Below are 16722 nucleotides of genomic sequence, written 5' to 3' on the forward strand. Positions count from 1 at the left end.
TTTTCTGCGGTTTTTTTTACACTTCGCCGGACTGAAGCTGAAGTCACCGAGGTATCCATGGAACCCCTTCGCGAAGTCAGAAACCATCTCCTCAACGGCTGGCAATTATCCAAACTGTACACGTTTGAAGTGGCCGCGCGGCATCAGTCGTTTGCGATGGCCGCAGACGAACTGTCGCTGAGTCCCAGCGCCATCAGCCACCGCATTAACCAACTGGAAGAAGAGTTGGGGATCCAGCTTTTCGTGCGTTCGCACCGCAAAGTGGAGCTTACCCATGAAGGTAAGCGGGTGTTCTGGGCGCTGAAATCGTCGCTGGATACGCTGAACCAGGAGATCCTCGATATCAAAAATCAGGAACTCTCCGGGACGCTGACCGTCTATTCTCGCCCGTCTATCGCGCAGTGCTGGCTGGTGCCCGCGCTGGGTGACTTCACCCGCCGCTATCCATCAATCTCGCTCACGATCTTAACCGGCAACGACAACGTAAACCTGCAGCGCGCCGGGGTCGATCTGGCGCTCTACTTTGACGATGCGCCGTCGGCCCAACTGGAACACCATTTCTTGATGGACGAAGCGATTCTCCCCGTTTGTAGCCCGGATTATGCCCGGCGCTTTGATTTAATGGGTTCGCTGGTGAATTTGCCGCATTGCACGCTGTTGCATGACCGTCAGGCCTGGAGCAATGATTCAGGAACCGATGAATGGCATAGCTGGGCGCAACATTTTGCAGTGAATTTGCCGACATCGTCCGGAATTGGCTTCGATCGTTCCGATTTAGCGGTGATTGCCGCCATGAACCATATCGGCGTGGCGATGGGACGCAAACGGCTGGTACAGAAGCGACTCGAAAGCGGTGAGCTGGTCGCCCCGTTTGGCGAGATGGCGTTGACCTGTCATCAGCATTACTACATGACGACGCTACCCGGCAGGCAATGGCCGAAAATTGAAGCCTTTATCAGCTGGCTGCGTGAGCAGGCGAAGTCGTTTTCCCAAAGCGAAACTGCTACACGATAACGCAAAAAGCGTGCTAAATACGTGATAGTGCGCCTGCAACATTACTGAGGGTCATCGTGATTAAACCGCTCGTCTCGCTCTTCGTGTTGGTCAGTTTCGCTCTGGGGGCGGCGCAACCGCCGCTGACGGCGACACATTATGCGCAGCAGCTCGGTGTGGGGATGGACGTCGACTGGGCGCGTACCGAACAAGGTATCCGGGAGTTTGACCCGCTGGTGGTGCGGGACTTCCACGCGAAAGGGATTACCCATGTACGCATTCGGGTGGCGGGAGAGCCCACCGAGGCGCGGCTTATTCATCTGCGCAAGCTGGTGGAAGCTTGCGAGCAGTATGGCGTCATTCCGATTATCGCCTACCAGGCCGATGAGTATAAAAATGATCCCAGTGCGAGCAACGAAAAAGAGGTGACCAACTGGTGGGTCGCGGTGGCGCACTATTTTGCTCACAGCGCGCCGCTGCTGGGGTTTGATCTGATTTACGAACCAGCCGGTAAGCTGAATCATAATCTGACCGCCCTGAACCGGGTGTATGACAAAACCATTCGCACTATCCATGCCATCGATCCGCAGCGGATGATTTTTGTTGCGCCACGTCTGCGCGCCGCGCCGGAAGATCTGCAGAATCTGCGACTGCCGCCGCAGAGCCAGAACTATGTCCTGGCGGAATGGCATATCTTCCCGTGGGGACCGGTGAAAAATAACGGTAAATACCCCTGGACGTCGGGGACGGCGACAGAGAAAGCGGCGATTCGCGCGCGCATCGCTACCGCCGTGCACTGGCAACAAAAAAGCGGACATGTCAGCTGGGTTGGTGGTTGGGCCACGGGAGAAACCAGTAAGAATCCCCCGTCCTCTTCACAGCTTGCCTTTGCCACGTTTATGGCCTGCGAATTGAAGAAAGCGAAAATTCCCTATGCAATCAACACCGATACGCAGTTCTACGATGGGGAAGAGGGGGCGTGGCGCCCCGCGCCCGAGCCGCTGTTAATGGCAATGATTGCGCCGGACTGCGAAACGCCCGGCCACACGGTTATTAAATCGCCTGCCCCTGGTGTGAAAAACGCGCCGCCAGCGGCAGCCAGCACAGTAAAATCAGCAGCCCCATAAGCGTCATCAACAGGCCGAGACTGCCCTGCCCGGTTTGCGGCAGCATCGCAGAAAGCCATGCCAGTACGCCGGAGCCGATGTTTTGCAGACCGCCGACCAGCGCGCCTGCCGTACCGGCGAGGAACGGGAATGGCTCCATTGCGCCGCTGGTTGCCAGCGGGAACAGCATCCCGGCGCCGAAGAAGAACAACGCGGCGGGGATCAGCAGCGTCCAGACGTTCATCACGCCAAACCAGCCGGGGATCCACATCATCAGCCCTGCCAGCAGGCAACTCACCACCGACTGCCACATTAGCGTGGAGAAGCGCTTATTCGGGCGACCGGCAAACCATGCGCCGAAAAACGCCGCCGGGATCGGCAGGATAAACAGGATGCTCACCACCATACTGCTCAGCCCTAACACCGCGCCCATCAGCACGCCGGAACACGCTTCGAACACCGCGATGCCCGCCAGTCCGCCAATCAACATCAGCAGGTAGCAGTTAAACGCGCTGTGACCAAACAAGGTTTTATAGCTGGCAATCAACCGCGTGCGCGGCGCGCCGGTAGGACGCGTTTCCGGCATCCAGCGTGCCATGCTGAAGGTGACGCCCGCACAGAGCACGAGCAGGAAAACGTAACAGGCGCGCCAGTTCCACATCGTATCCAGCAGCCCGCCAATCAGCGGAGCCAGTAGCGGACTGACCAGGATGCCCATATTCAGCATGCTGTTAGCGTGGCGCAGCTGTGTGCCTTCGTACAGATCGCGCGGTAAGGTTCGTGCCATTACCCCGCCGACGCCGGTCCCCATTCCTTGCAATGCACTGGCGGCGATCAGTACCGTCAGGCTGTGAGTCGTCATCGCGACCAGCGTGGCAAGCATGAAAATCGACATCCCGACGAGGATCACCGGGCGGCGTCCGACGCGGTCGGACAGCGGGCCATAAAACAGTTGCGATACGCCATAGGTCAGCAGATAGGCTGCCATCACGCTTTGCACGGCCCCTTCGCGGACGTTTAGCTCGCGTGCCATGTCGGCAATGGCAGGGATATAAATGGTTTGCGCCATCTGACCCACAGCCACAAGTAATACCAACATCAACAACAAATTGACGTTTCTCTGCCTTTTCATTTCGCTGAATACTTTTCAAAAAGAGAAAAAATAAGAATAAGGTGCTGCACATTCCCATAAATGCGGGTGAAATCTACCACACTGAAAAAAGAAGGCCAGATGGCGGGCGGGAATGGAAAGGGACTGAACGGCAGGATATGTAAACAAAAAGCGGCAACAAATGTTGCCGAGTGTGTATTCTAGGACAGGCGTAACAGAATGGCGCCAGCGGCAATCCCGCCAGCAGCCACCAGGCGCAACCCCGCCACTCGTTCCTTCAGCAGCAGCCAGGCAATCAGCGCACCAAACAGGATTGAGGTTTCACGCAGTGCAGCGACGACCGCCAGCGGCGCGAGAGTCATGGCCCAGAGCGCCAGTCCGTAGGAACCCATGGTAGCAATGCCGCCAAAAATCCCCTTCTTCCAGTGCTGCGTCAAATAGCGCAATGCCTCACGGCGACGGGCCATCATCGCCCATCCCAGCAGGCAGGATCCGTTCAAAAAGAAGGTCCAGAGCGTGTATCCCAGTGCGGTTTCCGAGAGCCTGACGCCAGTGCCGTCGACCAGCGTATACCCGGCGATGAAACAGGCGTTAATCAGGGCGAGCACAATACCTTGCTGCGAACGAGCCCGGCCGTTAAAGGCCATACCGAGGATGGCGGCGCAGATCACCGCGATACCCGTCCATGCCAGTGCGGACAGGCTGTCGCCAAGAAACAATACGCTGATGACGGCCACCAGCAGCGGCGCTGTCCCGCGCATCAGCGGGTAGGTCTGACTCATATCGGAAACGGTATACGTTCTGGCAACCAGTACGGTGTAGACCACCTGTAATGCGGTCGAGGCCGCTAAAAACGGGATGCTGGCGGTTGAGGGGTGTGGCGCAAAGGGCAGGCAAAGGAGCGCCATAATGGCGGCGGAACCGCTGACGCTGATGGCGGCGTAGAGCTTGTCGTTTCCGGCTTTCACAATGGCGTTCCAGCTGGCGTGCAGCAGTGCGGCGAACAGCAAAATGCAGAAAACGGAAAGGGTCATAGCTCAGGCGTCATCAGGGAATGTCATAAAAACGTAACATATCATCGCCACACAAGCATCTGCGATGTAAAAGGGGAGCGGCTGCCCGCTCCCCTTTGGTGCGACTTGAATCTGAATTACTTCAGGTATTTCAGAACAGCATCAAGAAGTTGCATGGCTGCAACGATGAGTTTCAGGATAAGAATAGCGATATCCACGAGGCTCATACGCGTCTCCTTTTGGCAAAGGAGCACGGTGCTGACGTACCTTTCCGCCGCCTGTTACCAGCACCTACGTTGACATAACACAGTGTGCTCACCGGGGGGGTTAAGGCGCTGACGGCACCACCCGTTTCAGCCAGGACTTTGTTGCGCCGGTTTACGATGCGGCCCCACCTAACACATTGCGTACGGAGATATTATAGATAAATACTGTATGAATGAACAGGTATTTGTGGACAGTACCGAACTTCTGATCCATACTCAAAAGCGTCAAAATCCGTGCTGAAATTGCGTGTTCTTCGTAGAACGCGTATACTTTTGCTGTTGACATAACACAGTGTGCTTTGCGGCAACCAACCGCATAACGCTGAAAAAACCTCGCTCCGGCGGGTTTTTTTGTTTTGGGCGTTTTTTCCTGGCAAAACGTGATCGTCGGCGCATTTTTACGCAGATGAAAATTTTTCCGTTGTCAGGTTATGAAAGCTGTGCTTGTATAAATCCTGTTAATCATTAAACAGACAAGGTCCCTAATGAACCCTTCCATGCTGACGTCGACCCTACTAAACACTGCGCCATCTCGCGCAGCGGTCGTCGTGCGTGTGGTGGTGGTCGTCGGCAATGCGCCGTAGGGTCCGGAACAACACACGATTCCAAAACCCCGCCGGCGCAAACCGGGCGGGGTTTTTCGTTTAAGAGACCTGCCCGGAGCGTCGGCCCAGAACAAAAGGACTGGAGCATGGCAAGTTCGGGCACAACATCAACACCCCAGCGTACGCGTTTTACGGGCGCTGAATTCATCGTTCATTTTCTGGAACGTCAGGGCATTAAGATTGTCACTGGGATCCCGGGCGGATCGATTCTCCCCGTCTATGATGCCTTAAGTCAGAGCACGCAAATCCGCCATATTCTGGCGCGCCACGAGCAGGGTGCGGGGTTCATTGCGCAGGGCATGGCGCGAACCGACGGCAAACCGGCGGTGTGCATGGCCTGTAGCGGGCCGGGCGCGACCAATCTGGTGACCGCTATCGCCGATGCGCGCCTGGATTCTATCCCTATGGTGTGTATCACTGGGCAGGTTCCGGCCTCCATGATCGGCACCGACGCCTTCCAGGAAGTGGACACCTACGGCATCTCTATCCCCATCACAAAACATAACTATCTGGTCAGACATATCGATGAACTCCCGCAGGTGATGAGCGACGCATTTCGTCTTGCTCAGTCCGGACGTCCTGGCCCGGTGTGGATAGACATACCTAAGGATATCCAGATGGCGATTCTCGAGATTGACGAGATGCCAGAACCGGCACAGAAAATGGCAACGCCGGAATTTAGCGCAGACAGCATTCGTGAAGCTGCCGCAATGATTAACGCTGCACAGCGCCCGGTGCTGTACCTCGGCGGTGGGGTGATTAATGCGCCGCAGCGGGTGCGTGAACTGGCGGAAAAGGCGCAGTTGCCCACCACCATGACGTTGATGGCGCTGGGAATGCTGCCGAAGGCGCATCCGCTGTCGTTAGGCATGTTAGGGATGCACGGTGCGCGCAGCACCAACTTCATCCTGCAAGAGGCGGATCTGCTGATCGTGCTGGGCGCGCGTTTTGATGATCGGGCGATAGGCAAAACCGAGCAGTTCTGCCCGAATGCCAAAATCATCCACGTCGATATCGACCGCGCGGAACTGGGCAAAATCAAGCAGCCGCACATCGCTATTCAGGCTGATGTGGATGACGTGCTGACCCAGTTGATTCCGCAAATTGACGCGAACCCGCGCGCAGACTGGCACCAGTTGGTCAGCGATTTGCAACGTGAGTTCCCGTGCGCCATCCCGCAAGAACGCGGCCCGCTGTGTCACTACGGCCTGATCAATGCGGTGGCGGCCTGTGTGGACGATAACGCGATTATCACGACTGACGTGGGCCAGCATCAGATGTGGGCGGCGCAGGCTTATCCGCTGAACCGTCCTCGCCAGTGGCTGACCTCGGGCGGGCTGGGTACGATGGGATTTGGTCTGCCGGCGGCAATTGGCGCGGCGCTGGCGAACCCGGATAAGAAAGTGCTGTGTTTCTCCGGCGACGGCAGTCTGATGATGAACATTCAGGAGATGGCAACCGCCAGCGAAAACCAGCTGGATGTGAAAATCATCCTGATGAATAACGAAGCGCTGGGGCTGGTGCATCAGCAGCAGAGTCTGTTCTACAAGCAGGGCGTTTTTGCTGCGACGTATCCGGGAACCATCAACTTTATGCAGATTGCCGCCGGGTTTGGTTTACATACCTGCGATCTGAATAACGAAGCGGACCCGCAGGCGGCCCTGCAGGAGATCATCAGTCGGCCGGGACCGGCGCTGATCCATGTCCGCATTGATGCGGAAGAAAAAGTGTATCCAATGGTACCGCCAGGCGCGGCAAATACTGAGATGGTGGGGGAATAAGCCATGCAGAAACAATCACATGAGAACGTCATTCTGGAACTCACCGTCCGCAACCACCCAGGCGTTATGACCCACGTCTGCGGGCTATTCGCCCGCCGTGCATTTAACGTCGAGGGCATCCTCTGTCTGCCGATTCAGAGCAGCGACCAGAGCCGCATCTGGCTACTGGTCAACGACGATCAGCGTCTGGAGCAGATGATTAGCCAAATCGATAAGCTGGAAGATGTGGTGAAAGTGGTGCGTAACCAGTCAGACCCGACGATGTTCAACAAAATTGCCGTATTCTTTGAGTAACTTAATCGCCGTCTGAATCAGGGGTGATCACTTTGACAGAACCGTTCCGGCAGTGGGTGGCGTAATCTGCCGGTAGCGGACGATCGCATATCAGGACATCAAAGGTGGAAAGCGGACCAATGCTGGCGGGAGCGACCTCATCGAACAGGGCGTAACGCGTCAGTAAAATTTTACGCAGTCCGCGCTCCATCGCTTTGCGCTTGGTGGCAAGGTCGTCCGGGTTAAACCAACTGACGCCGAAGTGCTCGTGTACGCCGCTGGCGGAGATAAAGACTTTCCGCGGATTCAGTGAATCCAATGGTGACGGGTTATTGGCATCGTAGAACGCATCGCTCTTCGCCCGATAGGTTCCCCCACAGAGGATTGCTGTGGCGTTGGGTTTTTCATTGAGCGCGATAAAAACCTGATGCGAATAGCAGATCCCGGTAAAGGTGATCTCGTCCGGGATCATGCTGATCACCAACGGCATCTCCGGACCATTATCGAAAAAGATCAGATCGTTTTCGCTCACCAGACCGGCCGCCAGGATCGCGACAGGTAAATCGTCGCGATGATGGGTCTTTTTTGCCGGCAGGGGCGCGTTAACGGGCGCGGCGGGCTTGCTGACCATCACAATATAGCCGCCGAGCAGCGTCAGGGGTAACGGTTCGTCATCCTGACTGAGGTCCCGGCGGATGGTCATTACGGAAACCTCCAGCATCCGCGCGGCGTCTTTCAGATGGATGCGGTCGGTCTTCTTCAACAGTTCCATCAGACGTCGAATACGTTCTTTTTGCTTGGTTTCCATTCACCCTCTCCGCGATTCATGTTGCGTATGTTCCATGAGTAACATTTTTGTGTCTGCTGGAACATTATGTTGCTGCATTACTATACGTCCGGCAGGCAGGAATTAAAAGCGCGTTTGTTCGCGTTTTTTTGATTATAACTAGTTTAATTTCAGTTAATTGTAACGAATAATGGATGAGGGAGGGTGATCGCTTGTGCAGAATGCGCCTAATAAATAAACAGTGAAATGATCTTCCAATCGCGATCGTAGTCACAAATGATACGGAAGTAACATGATAATGTTATTTTAATATCATTGTTGTGTGATTGTTTCTGAGAGGTAGTAAAATGGATATCGCGGTTATTGGCTCTAACATGGTGGATCTCATCACCTACACCAATCAGATGCCCAAAGAAGGGGAAACCCTGGAAGCGCCAGCGTTCAAAATCGGCTGCGGTGGAAAAGGCGCGAATCAAGCTGTTGCAGCGGCGAAGCTCAACTCGAAAGTGCTGATGCTGACCAAAGTCGGTGACGATATCTTTGCGGATAACACGATTCGCAATCTCGAATCCTGGGGCATCAACACCACCTATGTCGAAAAAGTCCCGTGCACCAGTAGCGGCGTGGCGCCGATTTTTGTGAATGCGAACTCCAGTAACAGCATTCTTATTATTAAAGGAGCGAACAAGTTCCTCTCCCCGGAAGATATCGATCGCGCAGCGGAAGATTTAAAAAAATGTCAGCTTATTGTCCTGCAGCTGGAAGTTCAGCTGGAGACGGTTTATCACGCTATTGAGTTTGGTAAAAAGCATGGCATCGAAGTGTTATTAAATCCCGCTCCGGCATTGCGGGAATTAGATATGTCGTACGCCTGTAAATGTGATTTCTTTGTACCGAATGAAACCGAGCTGGAAATATTAACCGGTATGTCGGTGGAGTCGTATGACCATATTCGTGCCGCCGCCCGCTCCTTAGTGGATAAAGGGTTAAACAATATTATTGTGACCATGGGCGAAAAAGGTGCGTTATGGATGACGCGTGACCAGGAAGTCCATGTTCCGGCGTTTCGCGTTAATGCTGTTGATACCAGTGGCGCAGGCGATGCTTTTATCGGTTGCTTTGCCCATTACTATGTCCAGAGCGGAGATGTTGAAGCCGCGATGAAGAAAGCCGTCCTTTTCGCTGCGTTTAGCGTTACCGGGAAAGGCACACAATCCTCTTATCCGAGTATCGAACAATTTAATGAATTTCTTACCCTAAACGAATAATACTCCTGCACTGTAAAAGGTAGCACTATGAACGATAAAAACATCATTCAGATGCCCGATGGGTATCTGAATAAGACCCCTCTGTTCCAGTTTATTTTGTTATCCTGTTTATTCCCGTTATGGGGATGCGCAGCCGCATTAAATGATATTCTGATTACGCAATTTAAAAGCGTGTTTTCACTCAGCAACTTTGCCTCAGCATTAGTTCAGAGCGCCTTTTATGGCGGTTATTTTTTAATTGCGATCCCGGCATCCATGGTGATTAAAAAGACCAGCTATAAAGTGGCGATATTAATCGGCCTGACGCTGTATATCGTCGGCTGTACGCTCTTTTTCCCGGCCTCGCACATGGCAACCTACACCATGTTCCTTGCGGCGATCTTCGCGATTGCCATTGGTCTGAGCTTCCTGGAAACCGCGGCGAACACCTACAGTTCGATGATCGGTCCAAAAGCCTATGCCACCTTACGGTTGAATATCAGTCAGACTTTCTACCCGATTGGCGCGGCATCCGGCATTTTGCTGGGTAAATATCTGGTCTTTTCCGAAGGCGACAGTCTGGAAAAACAGATGGCGGGGATGAATGCCGAGCAGATCCATAACTTTAAAGTGTTGATGCTGGAAAACACCCTTGAGCCGTATAAGTACATGATTATGGTTCTGGTAGTGGTGATGGTGCTGTTCCTGCTGACCCGCTTCCCGACCTGCAAAGTGGCGCAAACCGCCAACCATAAACGCCCGTCGGCGATGGACACGTTGCGTTATCTGGCGAGCAATGCTCGTTTCCGCCGCGGTATTGTGGCGCAGTTCTTGTATGTGGGGATGCAGGTGGCCGTGTGGTCATTCACCATTCGTCTGGCGCTGGAGTTGGGCGATATCAACGAGCGTGATGCTTCTAACTTCATGGTTTATAGCTTTGCCTGCTTCTTTATTGGCAAGTTTATCGCCAACATCCTGATGACCCGTTTTAATCCGGAAAAAGTGCTGATTCTTTACTCCATTATCGGCGCGCTGTTCCTTGCCTATGTTTCGCTGGCACCGAGCTTTAGTGCGGTATACGTCGCGGTGCTGGTGAGCATTCTGTTTGGACCTTGCTGGGCGACTATCTATGCCGGTACGCTGGATACGGTCGATAACGAACACACTGAAATGGCGGGTGCGGTGATCGTGATGGCCATCGTTGGCGCCGCCGTGGTCCCGGCGATTCAGGGTTATGTGGCGGATATGTTCCACTCGCTACAACTCTCGTTCCTTGTCTCCATGCTGTGCTTCGTTTACGTGGGGGTCTATTTCTGGCGTGAAAGCAAAGTGCGCAGCCTGGCTGAAGCGACCGCATCCTGAGGAGAACGATTATGACAACACGTATCACGCTGTGGCGGACGCTCTTTGGTGAACATCCTCAAGTCCTGCTGGAGAACAGCGATTTCACGGTCACCGCCTTTCGTTATGCCAGCGGTGTGGAAGGGCTAAAGGTGCAGAACAGTCGTGGTCATCTGGTGATTCTGCCCTGGATGGGGCAGATGATCTGGGATGCCCGGTTTGACGGTCACGATCTGACCATGCGCAACATGTTCCGCCAGCCGAAACCCGCAACGGAAGTCGTGGCGACCTATGGCTGTTTTGCCTTCCATTCCGGACTGCTGGCCAATGGCTGCCCGTCGCCGGAAGATACTCACCCGTTGCACGGTGAAATGGCCTGTGCCGCGATGGACGAGGCCTGGCTTGAACTGGACGGCGACAGTCTGCGCGTGACCGGACGCTACGAGTATGTGATGGGATTCGGTCATCATTATCAGGCGCAGCCTGCGGTGGTGATGCATAAGGCGAGCGCGCTGTTTGATATTCAGATGGCCGTCACTAACCTCGCATCCGTCGCGATGCCATTGCAGTACATGTGCCATATGAACTATGCGTACGTACCGCAAGCCACCTTCAGCCAGAATATCCCGGATGAGGTGCTGCGGCTTCGCGAATCGGTCCCGGCGCATGTGAAACCCACCCAACAATGGCTGGCGTTTAATCAGCGGATCTTACAAGGCGAAGCGTCGCTGGTAGCGCTCAATGAACCTGACTTTTACGATCCGGAAATCGTCTTCTTTGCTGACAAACTGGACAGGTATACGGATAAACCCGAATTCTGCATGATCGCCCCGGATGGCACCACGTTTGTCACCCGGTTCGCCAGTTCGGAGCTCAACTACGTGACCCGTTGGATCCTGTATAACGGCGATCAGCAGGTCGCAGCATTCGCCCTGCCCGCCACCTGCCGTCCGGAAGGATTTCTCGCCGCCCAGCGAAACGGCTCGTTGCTTGAGGTCCCCCCCCAGCAAACCCGGACATTTACGGTCACCACCGGCATCGCCTGATCGCTCAAGGCTTGAACAGCAACGCGCTTATCGTTAAGGTAAGCGCTTTTGCCGGATGGCGGCGTAAACGCCTTATCAGGCCTACATCGGCACTCGCCTGTAGACCGGATAAGCGCAGCGCCATCCGACTTGCTTTAGCGCCAGGATGAACCCCATGATTACCGTTGCCCTGATAGACGACCACCTTATCGTTCGCTCCGGCTTTGCCCAACTGCTGGGGCTGGAGGCCGATTTGCAGGTGGTTGCCGAGTTTGGCTCGGGGCGTGAGGCGCTGGCGGGATTGCCGGGACGCGGTGTTCAGGTGTGTATTTGCGACATCTCGATGCCGGATATCTCCGGTCTGGAACTGCTGAGCCAGTTGCCGAAAGGAATGGCGACCATCATGCTCTCGGTACACGACAGCCCGGCGCTGGTGGAACAGGCGCTGAACGCCGGGGCGCGCGGTTTTCTCTCCAAACGCTGCAGCCCGGATGAACTGATTGCCGCGGTGCATACCGTGGCTACCGGCGGCTGTTATTTGACGCCGGAAATTGCCGTCAAACTGGCGGCCGGGCGCCAGGATCCGCTGACCCGACGCGAGCGCCAGGTGGCGGAAAAGCTGGCGCAGGGGATGGCGGTAAAAGAGATTGCCGTCGAGCTGGGGCTATCGCCGAAAACGGTGCACGTCCATCGCGCTAACCTGATGGAAAAACTGGGCGTCAGCAATGACGTTGAGCTGGCGCGGCGCATGTTTGACGGCTGGTAATGAAAACTCTGTTCTCGCGGTTAATCACCGTTCTCGCCTGCTTTTTTATCTTCTCTGCCGCCTGGTTTTGTCTGTGGAGTATCAGCCTGCATCTGGTTGAGCGCCCGGAACTGGCGGTACTGCTGTTCCCGTTTGGTTTGCGCCTGGGGCTGATGCTGCAATGTCCGCGCGGCTACTGGCCGGTATTGTTGGGCGCGGAATGGCTGCTGACCTTCTGGCTGGCGCAGGAAGTGGCGCTGGCGCATCTTCCCCTTTTGCTGATCGGCAGCCTGCTGACGCTGCTGCCCGTGGCGCTGATCTCCCGTTATCGCCATCAGCGCGACTGGCGAACGCTGTTGCTTCAGGGGGCGGCGTTGACGGCGGCGGCGCTGTTGCAGTCGCTTCCCTGGCTGGGACAAGGGGAGGAAGCGTGGAATGCGCTCCTGCTGACCCTGACCGGCGGACTGACGCTGGCGCCGATCTGCCTGGTGTTCTGGCACTATCTGACCAGCACCACCTGGCTGCCGCTGGGCCCGGCGCTGGTGTCGCAACCGGTGAACTGGCGCGGTCGGCACCTGATCTGGTATCTGCTGCTGTTCAGCGTCAGCCTGTGGCTCCAGTTGGGATTACCCGCTGAGCTTTCGCGATTTACCCCCTTCTGTCTGGCGCTGCCGATCATCGCGCTGGCCTGGCATTACGGCTGGCAGGGGGCGCTGATCGCAACGCTGATGAACGCTATTGCGCTGATTGCCAGCCAGACCTGGCACGATCACCCCGTAGATTTATTGCTCTCCCTGTTGGCGCAAAGCCTGACCGGACTGCTGCTTGGCGCGGGTATTCAGCGTCTGCGTGAGTTAAATCAGTCGCTGCAAAACGAACTGGCGCGTAATCACCGGCTGGCGGAGCGCCTGCTGGAAACGGAAGAGAGCGTACGCCGCGACGTGGCGCGTGAGTTGCACGACGATATCGGCCAGACCATCACCGCGATCCGTACTCAGGCCGGAATCGTGCAGCGCCTGGCGGTTGAAAACGGCGGCGTGAAGCAGAGCGGGCAGCTGATCGAACAGCTGTCGCTGGGCGTCTATGATTCCGTGCGCCGCCTGCTGGGACGCCTGCGTCCGCGCCAGTTGGATGATTTAACGCTGGAACAGGCGATCCGCTCGCTGATGCGGGAAATGGAGCTGGAAAGTCGCGGTATCGTCAGCCATCTCGACTGGCGGATCGACGAGACGGCGCTCAGCGAAGGCCAACGGGTGACGCTGTTTCGCGTCTGTCAGGAAGGGCTGAATAATATAGTGAAACATGCCAACGCCAGTGCGGTGACGCTACAGGGCTGGCAGCAGGACGAGCGGCTGATGCTGGTGATTGAGGATGACGGCAGCGGTCTGCCGCCGGGCTCCGGTCAGCAGGGTTTTGGCCTGACCGGGATGCGCGAGCGCGTGACGGCGCTCGGCGGTTCGCTGACGATTTCCTGCACGCACGGTACGCGAGTCAGCGTCTCGCTACCCCTGCGTTACGTTTGAGGAGCGGCAATGCTAACCTTTTTTAACGCCCCGGCGAATGCGCCGCAGTTAACGGACAAGCACGAGATCGACGATCTCTATCGCTACTGGCGTCGCCATATCCTGCTGACTATCTGGCTGGGCTACGCTCTGTTCTATTTCACCCGTAAAAGTTTTAACGCCGCCGTGCCGGACATTCTCGTCAGCGGCGTGTTAACCCGTAGCGATATCGGTCTGCTGGCGACGCTGTTTTATATCACCTATGGCGTGTCGAAATTCGTTTCCGGCATCGTCAGTGACCGTTCTAACGCCCGCTATTTTATGGGAACAGGGCTAATTGCCACCGGCATCGTCAATATTCTGTTTGGTTTCTCCACTTCACTCTGGGCGTTTGCCCTGCTGTGGGCGCTGAACGCCTTCTTTCAGGGATGGGGCGCGCCGGTGTGCGCACGTTTGCTGACGGCATGGTACTCCCGCAACGAGCGTGGCGGCTGGTGGGCTATCTGGAATACCGCACACAACGTTGGCGGCGCGTTGATTCCGATCGTCATGGCTGCTGCGGCACTGCATTATGGCTGGCGTGCCGGGATGATGATGGCCGGAACGCTGGCAATCGTCGTCGGTGTTTTTCTTTGCTGGCGACTACGCGACCGTCCGCAGGCCGTGGGGTTGCCACCGGTGGGGGACTGGCAGCACGATGCGCTGGAAATCGCTCAGCAGCAGGAGGGCGCGGGACTGACCCGTAAAGAGATCCTCACTAAATACGTACTGCTCAACCCTTACATCTGGCTGCTATCGCTCTGTTATGTGCTGGTGTACGTGGTGCGTGCGGCCATCAACGACTGGGGCAATCTGTATATGTCCGAGACGCTGGGCGTCGATCTGGTGTCTGCCAACATGGCGGTGACGATGTTCGAGCTGGGCGGATTTATTGGTGCGCTGGTGGCAGGCTGGGGGTCGGACAAACTGTTCAACGGCAACCGTGGACCGATGAACCTGATTTTTGCCGCCGGAATTTTACTTTCGGTGGGTTCACTGTGGCTGATGCCGTTTGCCAGCTATGTGATGCAGGCGGCCTGCTTCTTCACCACCGGATTCTTTGTCTTTGGTCCGCAGATGCTGATCGGTATGGCGGCAGCGGAGTGTTCGCACAAAGAGGCGGCAGGAGCGGCAACCGGGTTTGTTGGACTGTTCGCCTATCTCGGCGCATCGCTTTCCGGCTGGCCATTGGCGCAGGTGCTGGAAACCTGGTACTGGACGGGGTTCTTCGTCGTTATTGCTATCGCGGCAGGTATCTCTGCCCTGTTGTTACTGCCGTTCCTCAACGCTCAGGCTCCACGTGAGGCCAGCGAAGCGTGATGCAGCTCACTTTTTTATCGCGAGTGGGGCAAAACTAAGAAATTTTCCCGGTTTCGCCTGGACGCTGTCTCAGGCGTGTCTCCCGACTGATTTTTACAATGCCTGCCATTCGCAGGTATAAAAATTCGCTCGGGAGTCTCCTATGCTGGCCTTTCTAAACCAGGTGCGTAAACCGACCCTGGATCTGCCGCTCGATGTGCGGCGCAAGATGTGGTTCAAACCGTTCATGCAGTCTTATCTGGTGGTCTTCATTGGTTACCTGACCATGTATTTGATCCGCAAGAACTTTAACATCGCCCAGAACGATATGATTTCCACCTACGGGTTGAGCATGACGCAACTGGGGATGATTGGTCTGGGGTTCTCCATCACCTACGGCGTGGGTAAAACGCTGGTTTCCTATTACGCTGACGGCAAAAACACCAAGCAGTTCCTGCCACTTATGCTGATCCTCTCTGCGATTTGTATGCTCGGCTTCAGTGCCAGCATGGGAACGGGTTCCGTAAGCCTGTTCCTGATGATTGCCTTTTATGCCCTGAGCGGATTCTTCCAGAGCACCGGCGGCTCGTGCAGCTATTCCACCATCACCAAATGGACGCCTCGCCGTAAGCGCGGTACTTTCCTCGGTTTCTGGAATATCTCTCATAACCTTGGCGGCGCAGGTGCGGCCGGCGTGGCGCTGTTCGGTGCGAACGTGCTGTTCGACGGACACGTGATTGGGATGTTTATCTTCCCGTCGATTATCGCTCTGATTGTCGGCTTTATCGGTCTGCGCTTTGGTAGCGACTCGCCGGAATCTTACGGTCTCGGTAAAGCTGAAGAACTGTTCGGCGAAGAGATCAGCGAAGAGGATAAAGAGACCGAAGAAAATGAGATGACCAAATGGCAGATCTTTGTTGAGTATGTGCTGAAAAACAAAGTGATCTGGCTGCTGTGTTTCTCCAACATCTTCCTGTACGTGGTGCGTATCGGTATCGACCAGTGGTCTACCGTGTACGCTTTCCAGGAGCTGAAACTGTCCAAAGAGGTGGCAATTCAGGGCTTTACCTTGTTTGAGGTGGGGGCGCTGGTCGGTACGCTGCTGTGGGGTTGGCTCTCGGATCTGGCGAACGGTCGCCGTGCGCTGGTGGCCTGTGTGGCGCTGGCACTGATCATCGCGACGCTTGGCGTGTATCAACATGCCAGTAACCAGTATGTCTATCTCGCGTCACTGTTTGCGCTCGGCTTCCTGGTGTTTGGCCCGCAACTGTTGATTGGCGTGGCGGCGGTAGGTTTTGTTCCGAAAAAAGCTATTGGCGCGGCAGACGGTATCAAGGGCACCTTTGCGTATCTGATCGGCGATAGCTTTGCCAAGTTAGGTCTGGGGATGATTGCCGACGGTACGCCGGTGTTTGGTTTGACCGGCTGGGCGGGTACCTTCGCCGCGCTGGACGCTGCCGCGATTGGCTGCATCTGCCTGATGGCGATGGTCGCCGTCATGGAAGAACGCAAAATCCGCCGGGAAAGAAAAATTCAGCAGTTAAGAACCGCTTAAGTGTGTAGTTGGTAACATTTTGCCCAGCCTGTGC

At 55.8% G+C, this 16722-nt stretch carries 16 protein-coding genes and 1 pseudogene; 12 read left to right on the forward strand and 5 right to left on the reverse strand.

Annotation, left to right across the window (positions count from 1 at the left end; translation table 11 throughout):
- Nucleotides 1–57 precede the first annotated feature (57 nt).
- Together dsdC and AL479_RS09125 are read left to right on the forward strand one after the other, a co-directional pair.
- Nucleotides 58–1014 (forward strand): DNA-binding transcriptional regulator DsdC, encoded by a 957-nt coding sequence (gene dsdC, locus AL479_RS09120; protein ID WP_061075840.1) that lies wholly within the window; start codon nt 58–60, stop codon nt 1012–1014.
- Between the two features lie 56 nt (nt 1015–1070).
- Entirely contained in the window at nt 1071–2120 is a 1050-nt protein-coding gene (locus AL479_RS09125; RefSeq protein WP_061075841.1) for a cellulase family glycosylhydrolase, read from the forward strand.
- Here the strand turns inward: AL479_RS09125 and emrD are convergent.
- From emrD to tisB, 3 genes are all read right to left on the reverse strand, one after another.
- Nucleotides 2047–3231 carry a multidrug efflux MFS transporter EmrD gene (gene emrD / locus AL479_RS09130; RefSeq protein ID WP_061075842.1) on the reverse strand — a complete coding sequence of 395 codons (1185 nt, stop codon included), beginning with the start codon at nt 3229–3231 and terminating at the stop codon, nt 2047–2049. The two genes, AL479_RS09125 and emrD, sit on opposite strands and share 74 nt — an antisense overlap.
- A 179-nt stretch (nt 3232–3410) precedes the next feature.
- The gene (locus tag AL479_RS09135; RefSeq protein WP_061075843.1) at nt 3411–4244 is read right to left on the reverse strand and encodes a DMT family transporter; all 834 of its coding nucleotides are present in this window, start codon (nt 4242–4244) and stop codon (nt 3411–3413) included.
- 116 nt (nt 4245–4360) lie between these two features.
- Nucleotides 4361–4450, reverse strand: a complete 90-nt coding sequence (tisB, locus tag AL479_RS09140) for a type I toxin-antitoxin system toxin TisB (RefSeq protein WP_042323479.1) — start codon at nt 4448–4450, stop codon at nt 4361–4363.
- A 524-nt stretch (nt 4451–4974) separates the two neighbouring features.
- On the opposite strand from tisB, the gene ivbL reads away from it, so the two are divergent.
- The 3 genes from ivbL to ilvN all read left to right on the forward strand — a co-directional run bounded on the left by ivbL (nt 4975) and on the right by ilvN (nt 7169).
- Nucleotides 4975–5073: an ilvB operon leader peptide IvbL gene (gene ivbL, locus AL479_RS09150; protein ID WP_061075844.1), complete on the forward strand. Its 99-nt coding sequence runs from the start codon at nt 4975–4977 to the stop codon at nt 5071–5073.
- 107 nt (nt 5074–5180) lie between these two features.
- Nucleotides 5181–6875: an acetolactate synthase large subunit gene (gene ilvB / locus AL479_RS09155; protein ID WP_061075845.1), complete on the forward strand. Its 1695-nt coding sequence runs from the start codon at nt 5181–5183 to the stop codon at nt 6873–6875.
- A 3-nt stretch (nt 6876–6878) separates the two neighbouring features.
- On the forward strand, nt 6879–7169 hold the full coding sequence (gene ilvN / locus AL479_RS09160; protein ID WP_042998709.1) for an acetolactate synthase small subunit: 291 nt from the start codon (nt 6879–6881) through the stop codon (nt 7167–7169).
- A 1-nt stretch (nt 7170) separates the two neighbouring features.
- Here ilvN and AL479_RS09165 read toward each other — a convergent pair whose 3' ends face one another.
- Nucleotides 7171–7956, reverse strand: coding sequence for a DeoR family transcriptional regulator (locus AL479_RS09165; protein ID WP_061075846.1), 786 nt, complete (start codon nt 7954–7956; stop codon nt 7171–7173).
- A gap of 326 nt (nt 7957–8282) precedes the next feature.
- Here AL479_RS09165 and rbsK point away from each other — a divergent pair, with 326 nt between their 5' ends.
- The 3 genes from rbsK to AL479_RS09180 are packed head-to-tail and all read left to right on the forward strand — an operon-like array spanning nt 8283 to nt 11569.
- Nucleotides 8283–9203, forward strand: coding sequence for a ribokinase (gene rbsK / locus AL479_RS09170; protein ID WP_061075847.1), 921 nt, complete (start codon nt 8283–8285; stop codon nt 9201–9203).
- Between the two features lie 27 nt (nt 9204–9230).
- Nucleotides 9231–10544, forward strand: coding sequence for an L-fucose:H+ symporter permease (fucP, locus tag AL479_RS09175; RefSeq protein ID WP_061075848.1), 1314 nt, complete (start codon nt 9231–9233; stop codon nt 10542–10544).
- A gap of 11 nt (nt 10545–10555) precedes the next feature.
- Complete coding sequence (locus AL479_RS09180) at nt 10556–11569, forward strand: aldose 1-epimerase family protein (protein WP_061075849.1); 1014 nt, start codon at nt 10556–10558, stop codon at nt 11567–11569.
- Between the two features lie 35 nt (nt 11570–11604).
- On the opposite strand, the pseudogene AL479_RS24205 reads toward AL479_RS09180, so the two are convergent.
- Nucleotides 11605–11694: pseudogene (locus AL479_RS24205) on the reverse strand (hypothetical protein); the annotation flags it as partial.
- A 29-nt stretch (nt 11695–11723) separates the two neighbouring features.
- Between AL479_RS24205 and uhpA the strand changes: the two are divergent.
- From uhpA to uhpT, 4 genes are all read left to right on the forward strand, one after another.
- A complete protein-coding gene (gene uhpA, locus AL479_RS09185) occupies nt 11724–12314 on the forward strand; it encodes a transcriptional regulator UhpA (protein ID WP_042323463.1) in 591 nt (196 codons plus the stop codon).
- Nucleotides 12314–13816 carry a signal transduction histidine-protein kinase/phosphatase UhpB gene (gene uhpB, locus AL479_RS09190; RefSeq protein ID WP_061075850.1) on the forward strand — a complete coding sequence of 501 codons (1503 nt, stop codon included), beginning with the start codon at nt 12314–12316 and terminating at the stop codon, nt 13814–13816. The genes uhpA and uhpB overlap by 1 nt, the downstream gene beginning before the upstream one ends.
- Nucleotides 13817–13825: 9 nt before the next feature.
- Nucleotides 13826–15154, forward strand: coding sequence for an MFS transporter (locus AL479_RS09195; RefSeq protein ID WP_061075851.1), 1329 nt, complete (start codon nt 13826–13828; stop codon nt 15152–15154).
- A gap of 142 nt (nt 15155–15296) precedes the next feature.
- Nucleotides 15297–16688 (forward strand): hexose-6-phosphate:phosphate antiporter, encoded by a 1392-nt coding sequence (gene uhpT / locus AL479_RS09200; protein ID WP_061075852.1) that lies wholly within the window; start codon nt 15297–15299, stop codon nt 16686–16688.
- Nucleotides 16689–16722: the final 34 nt, after the last annotated feature.

Source organism: Citrobacter amalonaticus, assembly GCF_001559075.2.
Lineage (GTDB): Bacteria > Pseudomonadota > Gammaproteobacteria > Enterobacterales > Enterobacteriaceae > Citrobacter_A > Citrobacter_A amalonaticus_F.